This is a genomic window from Cupriavidus pinatubonensis, from assembly GCF_019602855.1.
GTDB classification, from domain to species: Bacteria; Pseudomonadota; Gammaproteobacteria; order Burkholderiales; family Burkholderiaceae; genus Cupriavidus; species Cupriavidus pinatubonensis.
This window is the reverse complement of sequence record NZ_CP080766.1, coordinates 2,154,558-2,175,104: the sequence shown is the minus strand read 5'-3', so window position 1 is coordinate 2,175,104 and position 20,547 is coordinate 2,154,558. Positions and strand designations below refer to the sequence as shown.

Genomic DNA, 20,547 nt, shown 5'->3' with positions numbered 1-20,547 from the left:
TGCAGCCGTCGCGCGCCGCCTGACGAGCCGCGGAAGTAGAATGCCGCAATCCTCAGGAAACCATCGCCGCCTTCCGGGCCTGTACTGCAGACATGCGCATTCCACCGATGAAGGCCGTCATCGCCTTCGAAAGCGTTGCACGAACCAAGAGCGTCAGCCGCGCGGCGGAAGAGCTGGGCCTGACGGCCTCCGCCGTAAGCCATCAGATCAGCAACCTGGAATCGGTGATCGGGCGACCGCTGTTCTTCCGACAGGGACGCGGACTGGTGCTGACGCCGGTGGGCGAACAGTACCTGCGCGAGGTGACTGGCGCGCTGGCCGACCTGAATCGTGCGACCGAACGCGCTTCGAGCCAGCCCGACGTGGAAATCCTCCGCGTGCATTCGAGTCCGAGCTTCGGGCTTATGTGGCTGCTGCCGCGGCTGGCGTCGTTCCAGGCCGAGCACGGCGACATCCGGCTGAACCTGTCGTGCTCGTATGAGGACATATCGTTCACGAGCGGCTTCTATGATGTCGACATCCGGCACGGCTACGCGCACTGGCGCGACCTCCAGGTCAAGACGCTGCGCAAGGAATTCATCGCGCCGCTGGCCTCCGCGGATTACCTGCGCCAGCACGGCATCCAGACGCCGCAAGACCTGCTCGGGCAGCGCCTGATCTGCTCCGAAACCCCGCTGGTTCAATGGCAGCAATGGTTCGCGCGGTTTGGCATCAACCATGTGCGCAAGACCTTCGACTTCTCGTTCGACCGGTCCTACATGTCGCTCGAAACTGCGGCGCTTGGCCTTGGCGTGGCCCTCGAAAGCACGCTGCTGGCTTCGGTGCTGCTGCGCAGCGGCCGGCTGGTGCCCGTGCTGGACCCGACCCACGCAGTGGAGGTCGGCGCGCATCACGTCGTCTATCCCGCGCAGAACGGCGACCTGCCCCGCGTCGCGCGGTTCCTTGCCTGGATCGACCGCGAACTGCTCGCCGACGACTTGTGACGGTACCGGCTCGGGCAGGTGCACCAGTGCGCCTGATGAGCCACCTCCCATGCCCGCCGGATCAGCCGATAACTGAAAATTTCTCAGGCATAGTTGAGGCGGACCGCGTTGATCGGGCGCTCGCCGTCGCCCAAACTCGACCCATCATTTCAACAGTCAGGAGACAAGGAATGCTGGTCGAAAACAAAGTCATCATCGTCACTGGGGCCGCTTCCCCGCGCGGCATCGGCAAAGCCACTGCGCGCGCGCTGTCCGCGCAGGGCGCCCATGTCGTGATCCTCGACCTCAAGCTCGAAGAGGCCCAGTCTGCCGCCGCCGAACTCGGCCCGCGCCATCTCGGGCTGGCCTGCGACGTCACGGACAAGGCCGCTTGCGAGCGCGCCGCGCTGGCGGTGGTCGAACGCTTTGGCCGCATCGACGGCCTCGTGAATAACGCCGGCATCACGCAGCCGCTACGCACGCTCGACATCCAGGCGGCCAACTTCGACGCCGTGGTCGACGTCAACCTGCGCGGCACGCTGTACATGTCGCAGGCGGTGCTGCCGCAGATGAAGGAGCAGAAGCGCGGAAGCATCGTCTGCATGTCCTCGGTGTCGGCGCAGCGCGGCGGCGGGATCTTCGGTGGCCCGCACTACAGCGCGGCCAAGGCGGGAGTGCTGGGCCTGGCGCGGGCCATGGCGCGCGAGTTCGGCGGCGACGGCATCCGCGTGAACTCGATCACGCCGGGGCTGATCCAGACCGACATCACCGGCGACAAGCTGACGGCGGACATGCGCGCCGACATCATCAAGGGCATTCCGCTGGGCCGCCTTGGCGATGCCGGCGATGTCGCCAACGCTTGCCTGTTCCTCGCGAGCGACTTGTCGAGCTACCTGACTGGCATCACGCTCGATGTCAACGGCGGCATGCTGATCCACTAAATTTCCATTGAAGCCGCCCACAGAGGCGGACCATCAGACGCCCGTGCAGCCGGAGACTTCCGGCGCACATGGCAGGAGACAACAATGAAGACCAAGTACGCCACTTCGCCCATCGCGGGCGAAGCGACGCCGCACGTCGATGCGGCCACGTTCGAGTCCAGCACCTACGCCAAGGTCGTTCGCCGGCTCATACCGTTCCTGATGCTGTGCTACCTCGGTGCGTATCTGGACCGGGTCAACGTCGGCTTCGCCAAGCTGCAGATGCTCAACGACCTGCACTTCAGCGAGACCATCTATGGCCTCGGGGCCGGCATCTTCTTCCTCGGCTACTTCATCTTCGAGGTTCCGAGCAACGTCATCCTGCACAAGGTCGGCGCCAAAAAATGGCTGGCCCGCATCATGCTGACCTGGGCAGTGATCTCCGCGAGCTTTGCCTTTGTCAGCACGCCCACGCAGTTCTACGTCCTGCGCTTCCTTCTCGGCGTCGCCGAGGCGGGCTTCGCCCCGGGCGTGATCCTGTACATGACGTACTGGTTCCCGTCCGAGCGGCGCGCCAAGGCACTGTCGATGTTCTTCATGGCGATTCCGCTCGCCGGCATCGTGGGCGGGCCGCTCTCGGGCTACATCCTGCACGCATTCCAGGGTACTGCAGGCATGGATGGCTGGAAGTGGCTGTTCCTGATCGAGGCGCTGCCCTCGCTGGTACTCGGCGTCGCCATCCTGCTCTACCTCGACAACGGCATCCGCAGCGCGAAGTGGCTGACCGACGCCGAGAAGGCGCTGCTGGAGCGCAACATCGAAGGGGACAACGCACAGAAGCACGTGCATCTGTCGATCCGCGCGTTCCTGGCCGACCGGCGCCTGTGGCTGATGGCTGCTATCTACTTCTGCGTCGTACTCGGGCAGTATGGGCTGACCTTCTGGCTGCCGACGATCATCCGCAAGTCCGGCGTGGCTGATCCGCTGTGGGTTGGCATCTTCACGGCGCTGCCCTATCTCTGCGCCATCGTCGCGCTGCCGCTGATCGGCGCAAGCGCGGACCGTCGACGCGAGCGTCGCTTGCATCTGGCTGTGCCGATGCTGGTGTCGGCAGCGGGCTTCGCAACGCTGCCGCTGCTGGGCGGCGTGGAAGCTTCGCTGCTGTGCCTGTGCGTGGCGGCAGCCGGCATCCTGGCCTCGTCCTCGCAGTTCTGGGCGCTGCCGACTGCGCTGCTGGGCGGCATGTCGGCGGCGGCAGGCATCGCGGCGGTCAACTGCGTCGCCAACCTGGCGGGATTCTTCTCGCCCGCCATCGTGGGTTGGCTCAACGACCTGACGGGCAAGTCGACCGCGGGCCTGCTTTTCATCTCGGCCACGGTGGTCGTGGGTGCACTGCTCGTCTTCCTCGTGCCGGCCAGATCGGTCAACCGCTGAGCCAGCCATGTACACAGGCTTTCCCTTCGCTCCGACTACCCAATCCACAGGAGACAACATGCATTACGCAACCAACGAGGTGGCCGTGCCCCTCGCCGAACGCGCCTACCGCATCCGGCGCAACGCCCTGCTGATGGGCGAAGTGCAGGGACAAGGCTACATTGGGCAGGCGCTCGATATCGCCGATGTCCTGGCCGTCGCCTACTTCGGCGCCATGCGCTACCGCGCGGAAGAGCCGGACTGGGAAGGGCGCGATCGCTTCCTGCTGTCCAACGGGCACTATGCGATCGCTTTGTACGCCGCGCTGCTCGAAGCCGGCATCCTGCCGATGGAGGAACTCGAAACGTATGGCAGCGACGACAGCCGCCTGCCCATGTCCGGCATGGCCAGCTACACGCCGGGCATGGAGATGTCCGGCGGCTCGCTGGGCCAGGGCCTGACCATTGCCGTGGGCCGCTGCCTCGGCCTCAAGCGCAAGGGATCGGATGCGTTCGTCTACACGCTGTTCTCCGACGGCGAACTCGATGAAGGCGCGATCTGGGAAGGCATCCAGTCGGCCAGCCACTGGAAGCTCGACAACCTGATCGGCATCGTCGACGTCAACAACCAGCAGGCCGATGGCCCGTCCAGCCAGATCATGGCGTTCGAGCCGCTGGTCGAAAAGCTGCAGGCCTTCGGCTGGTTCACGCAGCGCGTCGACGGCAACGACATCGACGCGGTCGCGGCGGCCTTCGATACCGCACGCAAGCATCCGGGCGAACAACCGCGCATGATCGTCTGCGACACGCGCATGGGTTGCGGCGTGCCGTTCCTCGAACAACGCGAAAAGAATCACTTCATCCGGGTCGATGCCCACGAATGGCAACTCGCCCTGCAGGCTCTGGAAGCCGGGAGACAAGCATGAGCAGCAACAATGGCAAGCCGAAGCTGAAGACCTCGGCAATGATCGCCTCGATCGCCGGTGAAGGACAGGCGACACGTTCGGCCCCGTTCGGCCACGCGCTGGTGGAACTCGCAAAGCAGAAGTCCAACGTGATCGGCATGACTGCCGACCTCGGCAAATACACCGACCTGCATATCCTGGCGCAGGCATTCCCCGAGCGCTACTACCAGATGGGCATGGCCGAGCAGCTGCTGATGGGCGCGGCCGCGGGCTTCGCGCATGAAGGCGCGCAACCGTTCGTGACCACGTACGCGGTGTTCGCCACGCGCCGTGCCTATGACTTCATGCACCAGACCATCGCCGAGGACAACCTCGACGTGAAGATCGTCTGCGCGCTGCCGGGCCTCACCACGGGCTACGGACCGAGCCATCAGGCCGCCGAAGACCTGGCGCTCATGCGCGCCATGCCCAACATGACGGTGATCGACCCGTGCGACGCCACCGACATCGAGCAGATGGTTCCCGCCATCGCGGCCCATGCGGGCCCGGTGTACGCGCGGTTGCTGCGCGGCAATGTGCCGGTGGTACTCGACGAGTACGACTACAAGTTCGAGCTCGGCAAGGCAAAACTGCTGCGCGACGGCGCCGATGTGCTCGTGATCTCGTCGGGCATCATGACCATGCGGGCGCTTGAAGTGGCCAAGGCACTCGAGAAGGATCGCGTCGGCGTGGCGGTGCTGCATGTGCCGACGATCAAGCCGCTCGACACCGAGACCATCGTGCGCGAAGCCAGGCGTTCAGGCCGGCTGGTCGTGGTCGCGGAGAACCATACCGTGATCGGCGGCCTCGGCGAAGCCGTCGCGACCGCGCTGATGCAAGCGGGCGTGCATCCGCCGTTCCGTCAGGTGGCGCTGCCTGACCTGTTCCTCGATGCCGGCGCCCTGCCCACGCTGCATGACCGCTATGGCATCTCGACACAAGTCATGGCGGCAAACATCAAAGGCTGGCTGGTGTAACCGGCCGCGTGGTGGCGCGCCGCACTCACGCGCGGCGCGCCACCATGCATGTCGCCGTGGCCGTCGCCACCAGCTTGCCGTCCTGGCTCAGTTCGCCCACCACGTTGCAGACATTGCGTCCCCGCCGCTCGAGCCGTGCGCGGCCCCGCAGCGGACCGGCCTGTGCCGGCCGCAGGAACGACAGATTCAGGTTCAGCGTCGAGCAGGACGCGCCGTCTTCGAGCGTCGCGGTGACGAGCATTGCCGTCACGTCGTCGAGCATCGCTCCGAGCATACCGCCCTGCACCTGGCCCACCGGATTGAGGAACGCGTCGGTCGCAACGTAGTCGGATTCAAGCGACCCCGCTTCCAGATCGACCGCGCGGATCACGCCGCCTAGCGTGCCGGCAACGGCCGGCACGGGCGCCTCGCCACGCAGCATGCGGGAAAAATAATTGTCTTGGCTCATTCAGTACATTCCCATCAGCGGCCGTTGAAACGCGGCGCGCGCTTTTCCCGCCAGGCCAGCGCACCCTCGCGCAGATCGTCGGAGGCATCGGCCGCGGCGATATCGCGGGCGAGTTCGACGGTATCGAGTTCACCGCGCGCAATGCGGTTCATGTGCTTCTTCATGCCGAGCAGTGCCAGCGGCGCCATGCCAGCCAACTCTGCACTCCACCGCTGCACTAGCGCGCGCAGCGCCTCGGGGTTGTCTTCCAGACGGTCTAGGTAACCACAGGCCAGCATCTCGGCCGCGTTGAACTTGTCAGCCATCAGCAGCACGCGCTTGGCCGTGGCCAGGCCAAGGCGAGTGACATAACGCTCCATGCCGCCGCGATAGAACAGCAGCCCCAGGCGCGCGGCTGGTACCGACATCTCGGTGGCGGCCGCGCCGAAGCGAAAATCACAAGCGAGCGCGAGATCCGTGGCCCCGCCGTACGCACCGCCATGCAGCACCGCGATGGTCACCGGCCGCGCGTGCTCCCATGCGTTGGCGAGTGCCTCGAAACGCTCGCCCACATCGGCACCGCCGAGCCGGCCGATGTTGAAGCCACTACAGAAATGACGGCCCTGTCCTTCGAGGCGCAGTACGCGAATCTGGCTGTCCGCGTTCACGGTCTCCAGATAACTGAGCAACAGGTCCAGGTCTTCCGGCTCCAGCCGGTTCGCCACCTCTGGGCGTCGCAGCGTGATGACGGCGACGTGACCACCGACGGTCAGTTCAGGCGCCTGTCCTTGCGAAGTCTCGCTCATGGCATCCGGCTCCGGTTCAGTGAAAGCCGTAGATCCGCATGGTGGTCTCGCCTGCCTCCACGCGCTTGAGAATGGCGGCTTCGGTCGCCTCGCGGTCCTGCGCCTTGCCGACGACCTCGGCTGCGCGCTTGCGCGGCACGACCACCACGCCGTCGCGGTCGCCCACGACCAGGTCGCCCGCTTCGACACGCGCGCCACCAATCAGCACCGGCGCATTGAGCCAGCCGATCGCGCCATAGTCCTTGCCCGTGCCACGGATGCACAGGCCGCGTGCGAATACCGGGAAACCAATCTCGTCAAGTAGCACGCCGTCGCGCACGCAGCCGTCTATGATGAGGCCGCCGAGTTGCTTCACCTTGGCCGCGGTGGTCATGATCTCGCCCCAGTAGCCATGGTCATACGCGCCGCTCACATGCACCACGAGTACGTCGCCGGGCTGCGCGATGTCGATGGCGCGGTGCAGCCACAGGTTATCGCCGCCCGGCGAATGGACCGTCAGCGCCGGGCCGCAGATGCGGAACTCCGGTGCGACGGGCTTGATGGCCGGCGACACCACGCCGATCTTGCCGCCCGCTTCATGCAGCGTGGCGGTGGGCAGCGCACGTGCGTCATTGATGATCCCGGCGCTTACGCGTTCAAAGTCGCGGATCGTGGTGCTGGTTGCGTCGTGTTCCGCCATGATCAGGCTCCCTTCGTCTGCAGCTGGTGATAGCGGAACTGGCGTCGCGCCTCGTCCAGGCGCATGCCGCCGCGCACGGCTTCGCGGATCGCGTTCTCGGCGTGTTCGATCTGTTCGGCGGTATCGAGTACCGCAGCCTCATGCTCACGTGGAATCACCACCACGCCGTCGGCATCGCCACGCAGGATGTCGCCGGGCTGCACGCGCGCATCGCCGATATTGACGACCACATTGGTCGCTTCGACCTGCACGCGGTCCTTGCCCGTGCGCATCCAGTGGTCCTTGCTGAACACCGGATAGCCGAGCTTGCGGCACAGCGCGACATCACGGCATACGCCGTCGATGACCGTACCGGCAATGCCGCGGCGGTGGGCGATCTCGGTGAGGATGTCGCCCCACACCGTGGCATTCTCGCGCCCGCCGTTGTCGAGTACGAGGATGCTGCCCGGCGGCACGTCGTCGATGTAGTCGCCGACAGTGCCCGGCGGATTCGACGCCGGGCCGTACAACAGGGTAAAGGCGCGGCCTGCCGTGGCAAAGCCCTCTCCGCGCGCCTTGATGCGGTAGCACTGCCCTGCAATGCCGTGCTTGTCCAGCGCGTCGCTCAGCGTGGCCGTGTCCAGCTTCGCGGCGCGCGCGACGTTGATATCTTGCTGCTCGCTCATCTCTTTCAACCCTTCAGCATGTGTTCGTAGTTGCCGCCCATGACATCTCCGATGGGCGTGCCGCCCAGGATGGCCTTCGCCATCACGGCCTCCTTGCGCACGATCGCTTCAGCGGTCTCCAGCACACGCGCAATGTCGCGCGCGGCGATGAAGATCACCGCACTGCGGTCCGCGACGACGTAATCGCCCTCTTCCACCGTCACGTTGCCAATCTGCACCGGCACGTTTGTGCCTTGCTCCACCACGCGGCTGCGCGCGGTGAACGCGGTCAGTGCACGGCTGAACACCGGGAAGTCAAAATCGAGCGCTTCATCGATATCGCGCACCGGGCCATCGGCCACGACACCGGCGACGCCGCGCACCTTGGCGCCAAGCGACAGCAGTCCGCCCCAGCTGCCGGCCTCCACGCCGGTGCGCTGCTCGACGACGATGATGTTGTCCGGGCCCGCCTGTTCGATGGCCGTGCAGCCGAGATGCCGAGTCGGTCCCGGCGGCGGCGCGCCGGTGCCGAGCTTCACGGTGATGGCGCGGCCGGCAATGCGCCCGGCGCCGGAGCGCTGCGGCAAGCCCGTGACGGTGCCCGGCAATTGCAGCTTGTCGAGCGCGTCTGACACTGCGCAGCAGTCGAGCCGGCGCAGCCTTTGTACGTTAGATTCGGTTTCACTCATGGTCGTTGCGGGTTCGTTTCAGCAGTTCAGTCGAGGGTGCGCCAGGCAGCAAAGCACAGCCCGGTGCCGGTCATGGCGGGTGTGCGATAGCCCGGCACGTAGGAAGTCCATTCCAGATCGAGGTCGCGCACCGCTTCGACGGCGATCAGCCAGTTGCGGATCTCCGAGCTGCCGGCCTGCAGCTGGCGCGGATCGAGCGAGGCCAGGAAGGCGGTGTCCTTCCTGCGGATCGCGTCGATGATCGCGTTGTCCAGTTCGGCATCCACCACGAAGTGGCTCAGGCCGCCCGAGGCCAGTACGCCCACGCGCAGGTCTTCGGGATACGCGGCAATCAGTTCGCGCAGCGCGGCGCCAAGCTGGATGCACCGACGCGGCGTGGGCTGGTTCGGCGGGTCGAAAGTGTTGACGATGACCGGCACCACCGGCAGGTCCAACTCCTGCAGGTAGCGGCGATGGATGAACGAGAACGCATGGCCTTCGAACTGCCCGCGCTCGAGTCCGTCCATCGCGGCGATGTCGAAGTCGCGATCACACAGTTCGCGGATCATCCAGCGGCCCATGTCGGCGTTGACCGGATAGTCCCGATCTGCGTCAGGCTCCTGGCGCGCCATGCGGGCCTTCTTGTACCAGCCGTCGGACGGGCTTTCCTCGCGCTTCGCGTTGCGGATGGTGTCGCCGTAATAGATCGCAAAGGCCGGGTTGTTGGTCGTGCGGAACAGCTCGGTCTGGTCATCGCCGACCACCAGCAGCACGTCGAGCCGCGCGGCGCGGATGCGGTCGCGCAGTTGGTCCATGGCCGCCTCGGCCTGGTCGTAGCGCTCGCCCATGCGCTCGGGCGTCACCATGGATTCGGCATCGTCCGGCGCAATCGCGAGCAGCGCTTCGTAGGTGGTCGGGTTGCCCGCCCGGTCGAAGTAGTGCGGGTTCTTCGGGTCGACCTGGCGGAAGCCGTGTTGCCAGTCTTCACGCTGGCAAACCAGCATGATGCTGTGGGAAGAGCCAAAAGCGGCGACGAGTCTTGCCATGGGAATGTCCTTCGTTCAAACGATGTAGGCGGCGCGCAGTGCTTCGACCTGCCCGGCGCTATAGCCAAGCTCGCGCAGGATGTCGTCGGTGTTGGCGCCCTGCTCCGGCGCCGGCTGCGGCGGCAGATCGCGCGGATAGCGCGACAGGCGCATCGGCTGGCCGACCAGCGCGACATCGCCAAGCTCGGCGTGCTGCATCGGCCAGGCCACACCAAGGTGCTTCACCTGCGCGTCGGCGAATACCTGGTCGACACGATGGATAGGCCCGCACGGCACGCCGGCCTTGAGCAGCCGTTCGGTCCACTCGGCGGTGGTGCGCGTGCGTAGCGCGGCTTCGATGGCGGCATTGACCTTGTCGCGACTGCGCACGCGCTCAGGGTCGGAACCCATGCCAGGCTCGTCAATAAGGTGCGGCACGTCCAGTGCCTCGCACAGGCGCTTCCACATGGTCTGGCCGATCGCGGCGATGTTCAGGTAGCCGTCGCTCGTTGCAAACACGCCCGTAGGCACGGTCAGCGGATGCTCGTTGCCGGTCTGCTCCGGGATCTTTTTGTCCACGAGCCACTGCGCGGCCTGGAAGTCGAGCATCGCGATCTGGGCTTCGAGCAGTGACGTTTGCACCCACTGCCCTTCGCCCGATGCTTCGCGCTCGAGCAATGCAGTGAGGATGCCCATCGCGCAGAAGTGCCCGGCACACAGGTCCGCAAGCGGAATGCCGACGCGCATCGGGCCCTCGCCCGGCTTGCCGGTCACGCTCATCAGGCCGCCCATGCCCTGCGCGATGGAGTCAAACCCGGGCCAGCCCGCGTAGGGACCGTCCTGCCCGAAGCCGGATATGCTCGCGTAGACCAAGCGCGGATTGATCGCGCGCAGCGCATCCGGGCCGATGCCGAGCCGGTGCTTCACGTCAGGGCGGTAGTTCTCGATAAAGACATCGGCGCGGCTCACCAGCTCGTGGAGGATCTTCACGCCCTCCGGCGTCTTCATATTGAGCGTGAGACTTTCCTTGTTGCGGTGCAGGTTCTCGTAGTCCGCCCGGTTATGGTCGCGTCCGCCGATCATGTCGTCGCCACCCGGTGCGCCCGCCGGAATCTCGAGCTTGATCACGCGTGCGCCCATGTCTGCGAACAGCCTCACCGCGGTGGGGCCTGCGCGCACACGCGAAGCATCAAGAATGGTGAAGCGGGACAGGGGCCCCTTGCGCGCGCCAGCGTCGCGCGCGACTTGTCTGATGTCTGCCATGGTCGTTGCCTCAGTGCATCATGCCGGGGTGAACATCGGAACCGCATGGCCGCCGTCGCTTGGCTTGAACACCACCCTGACGCGCTGGCCGATCTCGACTTCGCGCGGATCGCAGTCCACGAGATTGCTCATCATGGTCACGCCTTCGTCGAGCCGGATGTAGGCGAGCGTCCAGGCCGCCTCGCCTTTGCCCATGGTGCTGAACGAATAGATCGTGCCGAAGCCGCTGGCGTCGCGCCATTCGGTGCGGTCGGACTGGCAGTGCGGGCAGATGTCGCGCGGGTAGTAGTGCGGCGCGTGGCAGTCCAGGCAGACCTTCAGCAGCAGGCGCCCGGCATCAGCGGCATCCCAGAACGGCTGGCTTTCCGGCAGCGTGCGCGGCGCGGCGATCTTGCGCGGGACGGCGGGCGGCGCCTTGGCGGCGGCGGTGGCAGGCGTGGCAGGTGTGCTCATGTTGGTCATTCCCTTTCAAGAATCAGCGTGGCCGCGGTATGGCGGGACGCGAGCGCGCCGCCGATCCCGCTGGCAAGGGCCAGGTCGCAATTGCTGACCTGCACCGCGGGATGCGCCTCGCCGCGCAGCTGGCGCACGGCCTCGATCACCTTGGTGACGCCGCCGCGGTTGGCCGGATGGTTGTTGCACAGGCCGCCGCCATCGGTGTTGAACGGCAGGCGACCCACGCCGGAGATCAGTCCGCCGTCGGCGACGAACTTGCCGCCCTCGCCCTTCTTGCAGAAGCCCAGGTCTTCCAGCTGCATCAGCACGGTGATCGTGAAGCTGTCGTACAACGACGCGTATTTGATGTCGGCTGGGGTGACGCCCGCTTCCGCGAACGCAGCCGGGCCCGACCATGCAGCGGCCGACCAGGTCAGGTCGATATTGCCGCCCATTGCATGCTTGGGCGCTTCGCCGGTGCCGCGCACTTTCACGAGCGGGCGCTTGAGCTGCCGCGCGATCTCGGGTCGCGCGACGATCAGCGCGCCGCCACCGTCGCTCATCACGCAGCAGTCGAGCCGGTGCAGCGGGTCGGCCACCATCGGCGAGTTGACGACGTCTTCGACGGTCACCACATTGCGCAGCATCGCGTGCGGGTTGTGCTGGGCGTGATGGGACGCCGCCACCTTGATCCATGCGAGCTGTTCGCTGGTGGTGCCGAACTCGTACATATGGCGTTTCGCGACCATGCCGTACAGGTTCTGCGTGGCCGGGCCGAATGGCAGTTCGAAGGCCACATCGGGCGCATCCGGGTCCGGCGCCCGCAGCGCCAACGCGGCGCCCGCCGCACGCGGCCGTCCGGCCAGCGTGATCAGCGCGACATTGCAGCGCCCCGCGGCAATGGCCTCGGCCGCATGCGCAACGTGCAGGATCGGCGCGGAGCCGCCGCATTCGGTGGAATCCACATGGCGCGGCTTCAGGCCCAGGTATTCGACGATCGTGGTCGTCCCCAGGCCCGGCGCGTCGCCGGCACAGAAGTAGCCGTCGACATCGGCGGCGGTGAGGCCGGCGTCGGCCAGCGCACCGCGCGCCACATCGGCATGCAGGCGCGCGACCGACAGGTCATCGGCTTTGCGCGTGGGATGCTCGTAGGCCCCCACGATATAGGCGGATCCGTTCAGGGTCATGATGAAAGGCAGGAACTAGGTGGAGATGGCTGGCGTTGCGCCCGGATTACTGGTCAGGGGTAAAGCCGCTGGCCTTGATGACGGGGCCCCAGTAGGCAAGTTCCTTGCGCTGCAGGCGATCCAGTTCAGCGGCGGGGCGGAAGTCGGGATGAAGCGTGGCGCGCTGCTGCAGCGTGGTGCGCACATCAGGCATGGCCAGTACCTTGCCCAGCGCCGCCTGCATGCGATCAAGCTCTGCCTTCGGCGTCCGTGCAGGTGCCCAGATGCCGGCCCAGGCTTCGCCGCTGTCGACGGCCACGCCCTGCTCGGTCGCGGTCGGCACGCCCGGCAGCAGCGGCGAGCGCGCCGCGCCGAATACGGCGAGAATTCGAACCTTGCCGCTCTTGGCGTGAGGCAGGATATCGCCGGCGGTCATCACGGCGGCAGCAAGCTGCCCGCCCAGCAGATCGGTGATGAGCGGGCCGTTGCCCTTGTAGGGCACGACATTCATCGACACGCCGATCGCCTTGCCGAACTGCAGGCCGGTGAAGTGCGTCTGCCCGCCCAGGCCGGCGGTTCCGAACATGGCCTTGCCGGGATGCGCCTTCACCCACTCGACAAAGCCCTTCATGTCTGTGACGCCTGTCTGCGTGCTGACCACCAGCGCCAGCGGATACGAAATCACCACCGCGACCGGTGTCAGGTCGGTCAGCAGGTCGTACTTGAGCGTGGCCGGCGGATACAGCAGCGTCGGGAAGATCGCGGTCGCATTCGGCGCGACCATGTAGGTCAGTCCATCGGGAGCGCTGTGCTTGAGTATGCCGGTCGCCACGCGGCCACCGGCGCCGGGGCGGTTGTCGACGATCACGGTCTGCCCGAGTTCGCCTTGCAGCTTCTCGGCGAGCACGCGCGCGACGGTATCGGTCGAGCCGCCGGGCGGGAAGCCGACCAGGAACTTGATCGGCTGCTTTTCCTGCGCCTGCGCGCCGCAAGCGAACGCGAGCCCCAGCGCTAGCACGCCGCAGGCGGATCTGAAGGTACGGATGAGGGCCATGTCTTTGTCTCCTGTGTATTTCTTGTGTGATCCGGTCAGGCGCTGGTCAGGCCTGCCGGGCAAAACAAGCCAGGTGATGCCCGGCGTCGCCGAACAGCTGGTTGATGACCATGAGGCGCTTGGCGTAATGGCCAACGCGGCATTCGTCGGTCATGCCCATCGCGCCATGCATCTGGATGGCCCACTGGCCGACCTGCCGGCCCGCCTGCCCGACCATCACCTTGGCCGCCGACACCAGCCGGCGACGCTGCACCGGGTCGCCGTCGGCCACCGCCATGGCGGCCACGCAGGCCATCGACTTGCATTGTTCGAGCGCGATCAGCATGTCCGCCACGCGGTGCTGCAACACCTGAAACTTTGCCAGCGGCGTGCCAAACTGCTTGCGCGTCTTCAGTTGCTCGGCGGTCAGGTCGAGCAGTGCCTCCAGCGCGCCGACGGCTTCCGCGCACAGTGCGGCGTTGGCCCGGTCGGTGGCGGCGACGATGGCGGGCAGCGCGGCGGCGGGCTGACCGACTACCCCGTTTTCGTCCGCCCTGACTTCGCGCAACGTGAGGTGCGCCGCGCTGCGGCCATCGAGCGTGCCGAACTCGCGCACAGACAGTCCGGGCGCATCGGCCGGAACGAGAAACAGCGTCACGCCCTGTTCATCCGCGACATCGCCGGCGGTGCGTGCCGCCACGAGGAAGGCATCGGCTTGCGCGCCATCGAGCACCAGCGTCTTGGTTCCGTCGATGACCCAGCCCTCGCTGTCGCGGCGCGCCTGCGTGCTGACGCGAGACAGGTCATAGCGGGCATCGGCCTCGTTGATGGCCAGAGCCAGACGCGTTTGCCCCGCTGCCAGTGCCCGCAGCCATTGCTGCCGTTGCGCGGGCGTGCCCGCCTGGTCGAGCAGTTGTCCGGCGAGCACCACGCTTGACAGCCACGCACCGCCGCCGAGCGCCCGGCCCAGTTCCTGGGCCACAAGCATCATTTCTGTCGGGCCCTGCTCGCTGCCGCCGACATTTGCCGAAAGCGGCAGGCCTAGCAGGCCCAGGTCGGCCATTGCGGTCCAGCGAGCGGCGGCCTCGCCTTCGGTCTCGGCATCGCCGCGCCGATGCGCCGGGTATTCGCCGTCGCAGAAGCGGCGCACCGCGTCGCGCAGCGCGATATGTTCGTCGTTAAGGGAAAAGTCCATGGTCTCGGTACGTTGTCAGGCGGCGAGGAAGGCCTTGCTGATCAGGTTGCGCTGCACTTCATTGACGCCGCCGTAGATCGACAGCTTGCGCGCGTCGAGGTAGTTCGCGGCGAGCGCCGACAGTTCGGGCGGGCTGGCAGGTTCGTCCAGTTCGCCGCGCAGCGCCGCTTCTTCGAACGGCACCGCCTGAGGGCCCGCGATTTCCACCAGCAGCTCATAGATGGCCTGGCGCAGTTCGGTGCCGCGCACCTTCAGCATCGACGCTTCCACCGCCGGGACGCGGCTCTGCTGGTTGGCGCTGAGCAGGCGCAGTGCGGTGAACTCGAGCGCCAGCAGTTCGATTTCGAATTGCGCAAGCCGTGACTGCAGCACCGGATCGCCGTCCAGCCCCTGGCTGGCGGCCAGTTCGCGGGCCCGCTGCAATTGCTGCTTGCATGAGCCGATACCCGCGATGCCGGTGCGCTCATGGCCAAGCAGGTACTTGCCATAGGACCAGCCCTTGTGCAGTTCGCCGACGAGGTTCTCCACCGGCACGCGCACATTGTCGAGATAGCATTCGTTCAGGTCGGTGCCGCCTTCGAGCATGCGGATGGGCCGCACCTGCACGCCCGGCGTGTTCATGTCGATCAGCAGGAACGAGATGCCCTCCTGCGGCTTGGCCGCGTTCGGGTCCGTACGCACCAGCGCGAACATCATCGAGCACCAGTGCGCATACGAAGTCCACACCTTGTGGCCGTTAACGACGAAGTGCTTGCCGTCCGGGTCCAGCACCGCGGTGGTCCGCACCGCCGCCAGATCGGAACCCGCACCGGGTTCGGAGAAGCCCTGCGCCCACCACGTATTGCTCTGGCGGATATCGGGCAGGTACTTCGCCTTCTGCTCGGGCGTGCCGAATGCGATCAGCACCGGGCCCAGCATCTGGATGCCGCTGGCGATGATGCGCGGCGCGCCGCCGAGCATGGTTTCTTCGTCGAAGATATAGCGCTGCACGTGGTTCCAGCCCGGTCCGCCGTGCTCGACGGGCCAGCCCGGCGTGAGCCAGCCGCGCGCTTCGAGAATGCGGAACCACGTCACGTAGTCGGCGTGCTCCAGGCGCAGGCCCAGTTCGACCTTGCGCCGGATATCGGCGGGCAGGTTCGCCTTGACGAACGCACGCACCTCCTGGCGGAACGCCTCGTCGGCGGGGGAAAAAGTCAGCTTCATGATATATGCCGTGGGTTCAGGCCGGGTTTCAGACTTCCTGGGCGCAGACGACCAACGCGTCGAGCGCGAGCACGCGGTCGGGATAGGCCACGAGCGGATTGACGTCGATCTCGGTGATCGCGGGATTGGCCCGCATCTGCGCGCCGATCAGCGTCACGGCCCGCGCGATCGCCGCCACGTCGACCGCTGCCGCACCGCGGATGCCGCGCAGCAGCGACGCGGCTTTCAGCCGGCCCAGCTCCTGCACGACATCGGCTTCGGCAAGATCCGCCGGGATCAGCCGCACATCCTTGAGCGCCTCGATCCACACGCCGCCGAGGCCCACGAGCACGACCGGTCCCCAGCCGGCGTCACGCCTCGCGCCGACTACCAGCTCCAGCCCGCGCGGTCCCATGGCCTCGACCAGCACACCATCCAGCGTCAGGCCCGGACGATGCGTGGCGATGTTCTGCTGCAGGCGATCCCAGCCCGCACGCAGCGCCGCTTCATCGGCCAGGCCGACGATCACGCCGCCAACATCGCTCTTGTGCGGCAGTTCGCTCGCCTGCGCCTTGATGACGACGGGGTAGCCGATGCGCGCGGCGATCGCGGTCGCATCATCGGCGCTCGTCGCCAGCGCGCCTTCGGGCACAGTCAGTCCCGCAGCAGCCAGCCATGCCTTGCCCTGGTATTCCGCGAACACCCCCGAAGGCGGAACGGTGCCGGGTAGCGGCACCGCCGCCGGAATGGATTGGGTCGCTCGGCCGGCGCGCTGAAGCGCCTCGCCATATGCGGAGACTCTTGCAAGCGCGCGCAGGGCACGGTCCGGCGAGCGAAAGAACGGTACGCCGCTGGCGCGGATCGCATCGACAAAGAACGGCTCGATCGGGCCGCTGTCGCCGGTCACGACCAGCACGGCCGGCTTGCCGGCTCGGGCGAGCGCCGGAACGATGTGCTCGGCCTTGTCGCGCTGGGCCACTTCGGGGCCCGCCGGAATGCTGAGAACGATGCTGCCCACGGCCGGATCGGACAGCATGGTCAGCAGGACCTCGCCGACCAGACCGGGCTGCCGTACACCGATGGTGGTGTAGTCGAGCGGGTTCTCGGCGACGGCATAGTCCGGCAGCATCGCCTTGAGGCTTGCCGTTGTCTGCGCACCGAGTGGCGGCAGCTCCAACCCCAGCCCGTCGCAGAAGTCCAGCGCGACGTTCTTCATCGCGCCGGACCCGGTCATAAAAGCCGGGCCGCCAGCAGGCGGCACCGGGAAACGCAGCAGGATGGCTGCAGCGTCGACAAGCTCGTCAGGGGTATCGACCAGTACCACGGCCTCGCGTGCCAGCGCCACACAAGCTGTGGCGTGGTCGCCAGCCAGTGCGCCGGTGTGGGACTGGGCCGCTTCGCGGGCGCGCTCGCTGCGGCCAGGCATCAGCATCACGATCGGTTTGCCGGCCTCGCGCGCCTTGCGCGCCAGCGCCAGGAACGTGCGCGGGCGGCGCACCTGTTCGGCGTACACGGCCAGCACGCGGGTCTGCGGGTCGTCAATGTAGTGCGCAACGAAATCCTCCGCGCCCAGCGATGCCTCATTTCCTGTGGAGACGACCGCGGTCAGCGGCAGGCCGCGGCCGACGAAGGCATCGCGCATATTGGCAGCCATCGCACCGCTCTGCGCCACCACGCCGATACCGGGCCGGCCGCTGCACGGATAGGGCTGCACCGCCTCGAAGGTCACGGGCACGTTGCCCTCGAAGTTCGTGAAGCCCATGCAGTTCGGTCCGAGCAGCAGCATGCCGGCGTCGCGCGCGGCGGCAGCGAGCTGGTCCTGCCGTTCGCGGCCCGCCTCACCGGTTTCTGCATAGCCGGACGCAAACAGGACCGCCGCACGGGTGCCCTTCGCGGCCAGACTGCGCACGGCGTCCAGCACGCCCGCCTCAGGAATCGCCAGCACGGCCAGGTCGATGCCGGCCGGCACTTCATCGACCGACTTCACGCAGGCGCGGCCATTGATTTCGGTGCTGCTGCGACTGACCAGATGAATAGCGCCGGCGTAGCCGAAGCGCTCCAGGTTCGCCAGCACGAAGCCGCCAAACGAGCGCGGGTCCGCCGAAGCGCCGACGATGGCCACGGAAGCCGGGCGGAGGACGCAGGTCACGTCAGCCACTGCGGGTTCTGCCGCCGGTTCGGGCTGTCCGGCCTGCGTGCCGGAAATGTCAGAGGTCTTCATGGGTGGTCTCTTCCAGGAAAGGGCGTTTGTCTCGTGTTGGACGAATTCTGGCATACCAGTAATGCAGTTTCAATACACCAGAAAACGAATTTTCTTGAAATTGGTAGGGAGTTTCCCCTAGCCGGACAGCGCTATTCGCTGGACTGGTTGCCACGCGTGCGGCCAAAAGATCACTGCGCTGAGGCTTTCCTCGCACTTCGCGGCGCGAACCACTGAAAGCCGGAAATCCCCGCCAATAAAGGAATTCCGGGAAATTTCCCTCGCCAAACCGGGCTTCCTTTTCTCTCAGCATAGAAGACGAATGCGCAGAAATCGCGAGCCGGCCCAGCGCGATCCTTTTCCGCCTTCTTTGCATACCAGTATTTTTTTGTTGTATATTTTCCATCAACAAAGAGACGCTTGACCGCGTCGAACCGTATGCAACCGACCGACCACACTTTGAATCCACCACGCTTCGCCGGGCGCCACAGCCGGGCCGAGGACATCCGCGCCACGCTGGAGGCCGAAATCGAGGCCGGCCTGCTGTGCCCCGGCGCGCCGCTCGACGAGCGCGAACTGGCCCTGCGATTTGGCGTATCGCGCACACCGGTGCGGGAAGCCTTGCAGCAACTGGCCGCGCACGAACTGGTCAGCATCGCGCCGCGGCAGGGCGCTGCGGTCGCGCGTCTGTCGGTGAGCAAGGTGCGGGCGATGCTCGAATACGTGGGGGAACTGGAATCGCTGGCCGCGCGGCTGGCGGCACGCCGCGGCGACGAAGCGCTGCACGCCGCGCTCGATGCGGGCCTGTCGCTGGGACGCCGCGTTGCGGCGACGCCGGGCGCCGCGGGCTATGCCGCCGCGAACGCGGCGTTCCACGAAGCCATCTACCAGGGCTGCCGCAATGAAATCCTCGCCGGGCATATCCGCGCGGCGCGGCGCTGCCTGCAGCGTTACCGCATGCGCGACTTTGCCACCGGCCAGCAGGTTGCGAAGTCGCTGGAAGAACACCAGCGCATTGCCGACGCCATCCGCGCCGGCGACGAACAGCAGGCGGCGGCGGCCATGACGCTGCATGTGCCAGCGGGCACCACGGGCTTCGCGGAATTTCTGGCGACCGTGCCGACCCATTTCTTCGACGGCGGCCATGCCGCTGCTTCCTGACCTTGCATCCCGGAACCCGTTACCTCAGGCATCCCATGACCAGACCTCTCCGTTCGATCGACGTGCCCGGCCTTGCGCACAACGCCCCCATTCCCACCGGCGCGCGCGTGGGCAATGTCATCTGCACCTCCGCCATCTCGGGCAAAGACGCAGCCACCGGCGAACTGCCGTCCGGTGCCAACGCGCAGGCCTCGCACGCGTTCCGCAATCTCGCGAGCGTGCTTGCAGCGGGCGGCGGCAGCGTGTCGGACGTGGTCAAGCTGGCCATCTACGTGAAGGACAACAGCGTGCGCGACGCCATCAACACCGAATGGCTGCAGTGCTTCCCGAACCCTGAAGACCGCCCCGCGCGGCACATCGTCGTGCATGACCTGCAGCACGGCATGCTTCTGCAACTCGAATGCCTGGCCGTCCTGGCCGGCGCCAACCAAGGCTGAACACCATGATCATCGATTCCCACGCCCACGTCGTCATGCCCCCGGAAAGCTTCCGCTACATGGCGGAACTGATCGGCGGCCGCGCCAACCCGTCGACCACGCCGAAGATTCCGGACGCTTCGGTGCGCAAGGCAGCGGAAGAGCTGGTGCGCAGCATGGATGCCGTCGGCACCGACGTGCAGTTCATCTCGCCGCGCCCTTACCTGCAGATGCATTCGGTCAAGCCGGGCCGCGTGACCGAACTGTGGTCGCGCCACTGCAACGACATCATCGCGCGCTTCGTCGCGATGTTTCCGGACCGCTTCCGCGGCGTGGCCGGGCTGCCGCAGCACATGCTGGAATCGCCGGCCGAGCGCGCGGTGCCTGAACTTGAGCGCTGCGTGAATGAACTGGGCTTTGTCGGCTGCCTGATCAATCCGGACCCCACCGAGAGCGAAGGCCCCACGCCGCCGGGGCTTGGCGATCCGTTCTGGTATCCGCTGTACGAGGCCATGACGCGCCTCGATGTGCCGGGCCTGATCCACTCCGCCGGCAGCTGCAGCGCGCGCGAGTCGTACACGCTCAAGTTCATCAACGAGGAAAGCATCGCCGTGATCTCGCTGCTTAACTCCAAGGTGTTCCAGGAATTCCCGAACCTGAAGATCGTCGTCGCGCACGGCGGCGGCGCGATTCCCTACCAGATGGGCCGCTTCCGCTCGTGGTCGGTGCGCAAGGGCGAGACCGTCACGTTCGACGAGCAACTGCGCAAGCTCTACTTCGACACCTGCAACTACTCGACCGAGGCGATCGACCTGCTGCTCAAGGTCGCCGGCACCGACAACGTGCTGTTCGGCACCGAGAAGCCCGGCACCGGCAGCGCGCGCGATCCGCTGACGGACCGCGACTACGACGACATGAAGCCCGTGATCGAGGGCATCTCGTGGCTCACGGACGAACAGCGCAAGAACATCTTCGAATGCAACTGCCGGCGCCTGTATTCGCGCGCCTTCCGCACCGACGAGGAGTGCTGAC

The 20,547-nt window shown here is 66.5% G+C and carries 22 protein-coding genes; 8 read left to right on the top strand and 14 right to left on the bottom strand.

The window, feature by feature from the left end; all coding sequences use genetic code 11:
- The first annotated feature begins 92 nt into the window (after positions 1–92).
- The 5 genes from K2O51_RS09865 (at position 93) to K2O51_RS09845 (ending at position 5,215) form a co-directional block, all read left to right on the top strand.
- Complete coding sequence (locus K2O51_RS09865) at positions 93–983, top strand: LysR substrate-binding domain-containing protein (RefSeq protein WP_011300888.1); 891 nt, start codon at positions 93–95, stop codon at positions 981–983.
- A gap of 170 nt (positions 984–1,153) precedes the next feature.
- Positions 1,154–1,903 carry an SDR family NAD(P)-dependent oxidoreductase gene (locus K2O51_RS09860; protein WP_011300889.1) on the top strand — a complete coding sequence of 250 codons (750 nt, stop codon included), beginning with the start codon at positions 1,154–1,156 and terminating at the stop codon, positions 1,901–1,903.
- 84 nt (positions 1,904–1,987) lie between these two features.
- Entirely contained in the window at positions 1,988–3,316 is a 1,329-nt protein-coding gene (locus K2O51_RS09855; RefSeq protein WP_011300890.1) for an MFS transporter, read from the top strand.
- Between the two features lie 58 nt (positions 3,317–3,374).
- Complete coding sequence (locus K2O51_RS09850) at positions 3,375–4,220, top strand: transketolase (RefSeq protein WP_011300891.1); 846 nt, start codon at positions 3,375–3,377, stop codon at positions 4,218–4,220.
- Entirely contained in the window at positions 4,217–5,215 is a 999-nt protein-coding gene (locus K2O51_RS09845) for a transketolase family protein (RefSeq protein WP_011300892.1), read from the top strand. Before K2O51_RS09850 ends, K2O51_RS09845 begins: the two co-directional genes overlap by 4 nt.
- A 25-nt stretch (positions 5,216–5,240) precedes the next feature.
- On the opposite strand, the gene K2O51_RS09840 is transcribed toward K2O51_RS09845, so the two are convergent.
- The 14 genes from K2O51_RS09840 to K2O51_RS09775 are packed head-to-tail and all read right to left on the bottom strand — an operon-like array spanning position 5,241 to position 18,344.
- On the bottom strand, positions 5,241–5,663 hold the full coding sequence (locus K2O51_RS09840) for a PaaI family thioesterase (RefSeq protein WP_140948747.1): 423 nt from the start codon (positions 5,661–5,663) through the stop codon (positions 5,241–5,243).
- Positions 5,664–5,677: 14 nt separating this feature from the next.
- Positions 5,678–6,448, bottom strand: a complete 771-nt coding sequence (locus K2O51_RS09835) for an enoyl-CoA hydratase/isomerase family protein (protein ID WP_011300894.1) — start codon at positions 6,446–6,448, stop codon at positions 5,678–5,680.
- Positions 6,449–6,464: 16 nt separating this feature from the next.
- Positions 6,465–7,127: a 4-carboxy-4-hydroxy-2-oxoadipate aldolase/oxaloacetate decarboxylase gene (locus tag K2O51_RS09830; RefSeq protein ID WP_011300895.1), complete on the bottom strand. Its 663-nt coding sequence runs from the start codon at positions 7,125–7,127 to the stop codon at positions 6,465–6,467.
- Positions 7,128–7,129: 2 nt separating this feature from the next.
- On the bottom strand, positions 7,130–7,792 hold the full coding sequence (locus K2O51_RS09825; RefSeq protein ID WP_011300896.1) for an RraA family protein: 663 nt from the start codon (positions 7,790–7,792) through the stop codon (positions 7,130–7,132).
- Positions 7,793–7,797: 5 nt separating this feature from the next.
- Positions 7,798–8,460 carry an RraA family protein gene (locus tag K2O51_RS09820; protein ID WP_011300897.1) on the bottom strand — a complete coding sequence of 221 codons (663 nt, stop codon included), beginning with the start codon at positions 8,458–8,460 and terminating at the stop codon, positions 7,798–7,800.
- 26 nt (positions 8,461–8,486) lie between these two features.
- A complete protein-coding gene (locus K2O51_RS09815; protein WP_011300898.1) occupies positions 8,487–9,485 on the bottom strand; it encodes a DODA-type extradiol aromatic ring-opening family dioxygenase in 999 nt (332 codons plus the stop codon).
- Positions 9,486–9,500: 15 nt separating this feature from the next.
- Complete coding sequence (locus tag K2O51_RS09810; RefSeq protein WP_140948748.1) at positions 9,501–10,727, bottom strand: CaiB/BaiF CoA transferase family protein; 1,227 nt, start codon at positions 10,725–10,727, stop codon at positions 9,501–9,503.
- Positions 10,728–10,745: 18 nt separating this feature from the next.
- Positions 10,746–11,180, bottom strand: coding sequence for a Zn-ribbon domain-containing OB-fold protein (locus K2O51_RS09805; protein ID WP_373460796.1), 435 nt, complete (start codon positions 11,178–11,180; stop codon positions 10,746–10,748).
- A gap of 5 nt (positions 11,181–11,185) precedes the next feature.
- Entirely contained in the window at positions 11,186–12,349 is a 1,164-nt protein-coding gene (locus tag K2O51_RS09800; RefSeq protein WP_140948750.1) for a thiolase domain-containing protein, read from the bottom strand.
- 46 nt (positions 12,350–12,395) lie between these two features.
- Positions 12,396–13,382, bottom strand: a complete 987-nt coding sequence (locus tag K2O51_RS09795; protein ID WP_220630145.1) for a Bug family tripartite tricarboxylate transporter substrate binding protein — start codon at positions 13,380–13,382, stop codon at positions 12,396–12,398.
- A gap of 46 nt (positions 13,383–13,428) precedes the next feature.
- Positions 13,429–14,556 carry an acyl-CoA dehydrogenase family protein gene (locus tag K2O51_RS09790; RefSeq protein WP_220630144.1) on the bottom strand — a complete coding sequence of 376 codons (1,128 nt, stop codon included), beginning with the start codon at positions 14,554–14,556 and terminating at the stop codon, positions 13,429–13,431.
- Positions 14,557–14,571: 15 nt separating this feature from the next.
- On the bottom strand, positions 14,572–15,759 hold the full coding sequence (locus K2O51_RS09785) for an acyl-CoA dehydrogenase family protein (RefSeq protein WP_220630143.1): 1,188 nt from the start codon (positions 15,757–15,759) through the stop codon (positions 14,572–14,574).
- 28 nt (positions 15,760–15,787) lie between these two features.
- Positions 15,788–17,959: an acetate--CoA ligase family protein gene (locus tag K2O51_RS09780; protein WP_041680260.1), complete on the bottom strand. Its 2,172-nt coding sequence runs from the start codon at positions 17,957–17,959 to the stop codon at positions 15,788–15,790.
- A complete protein-coding gene (locus K2O51_RS09775; RefSeq protein WP_220630142.1) occupies positions 17,946–18,344 on the bottom strand; it encodes a hypothetical protein in 399 nt (132 codons plus the stop codon). Before K2O51_RS09775 ends, K2O51_RS09780 begins: the two co-directional genes overlap by 14 nt.
- 32 nt (positions 18,345–18,376) lie before the next feature.
- Here K2O51_RS09775 and K2O51_RS09770 point away from each other — a divergent pair, with 32 nt between their 5' ends.
- From K2O51_RS09770 to K2O51_RS09760, 3 genes are read left to right on the top strand one after another with little or no spacing between them, the layout of a single operon-like run.
- On the top strand, positions 18,377–19,099 hold the full coding sequence (locus K2O51_RS09770; protein WP_140948754.1) for a GntR family transcriptional regulator: 723 nt from the start codon (positions 18,377–18,379) through the stop codon (positions 19,097–19,099).
- Between the two features lie 35 nt (positions 19,100–19,134).
- Complete coding sequence (locus K2O51_RS09765) at positions 19,135–19,536, top strand: RidA family protein (RefSeq protein WP_220630141.1); 402 nt, start codon at positions 19,135–19,137, stop codon at positions 19,534–19,536.
- Positions 19,537–19,541: 5 nt separating this feature from the next.
- Entirely contained in the window at positions 19,542–20,546 is a 1,005-nt protein-coding gene (locus K2O51_RS09760) for an amidohydrolase family protein (protein ID WP_220630140.1), read from the top strand.
- Position 20,547 lies beyond the last annotated feature (1 nt).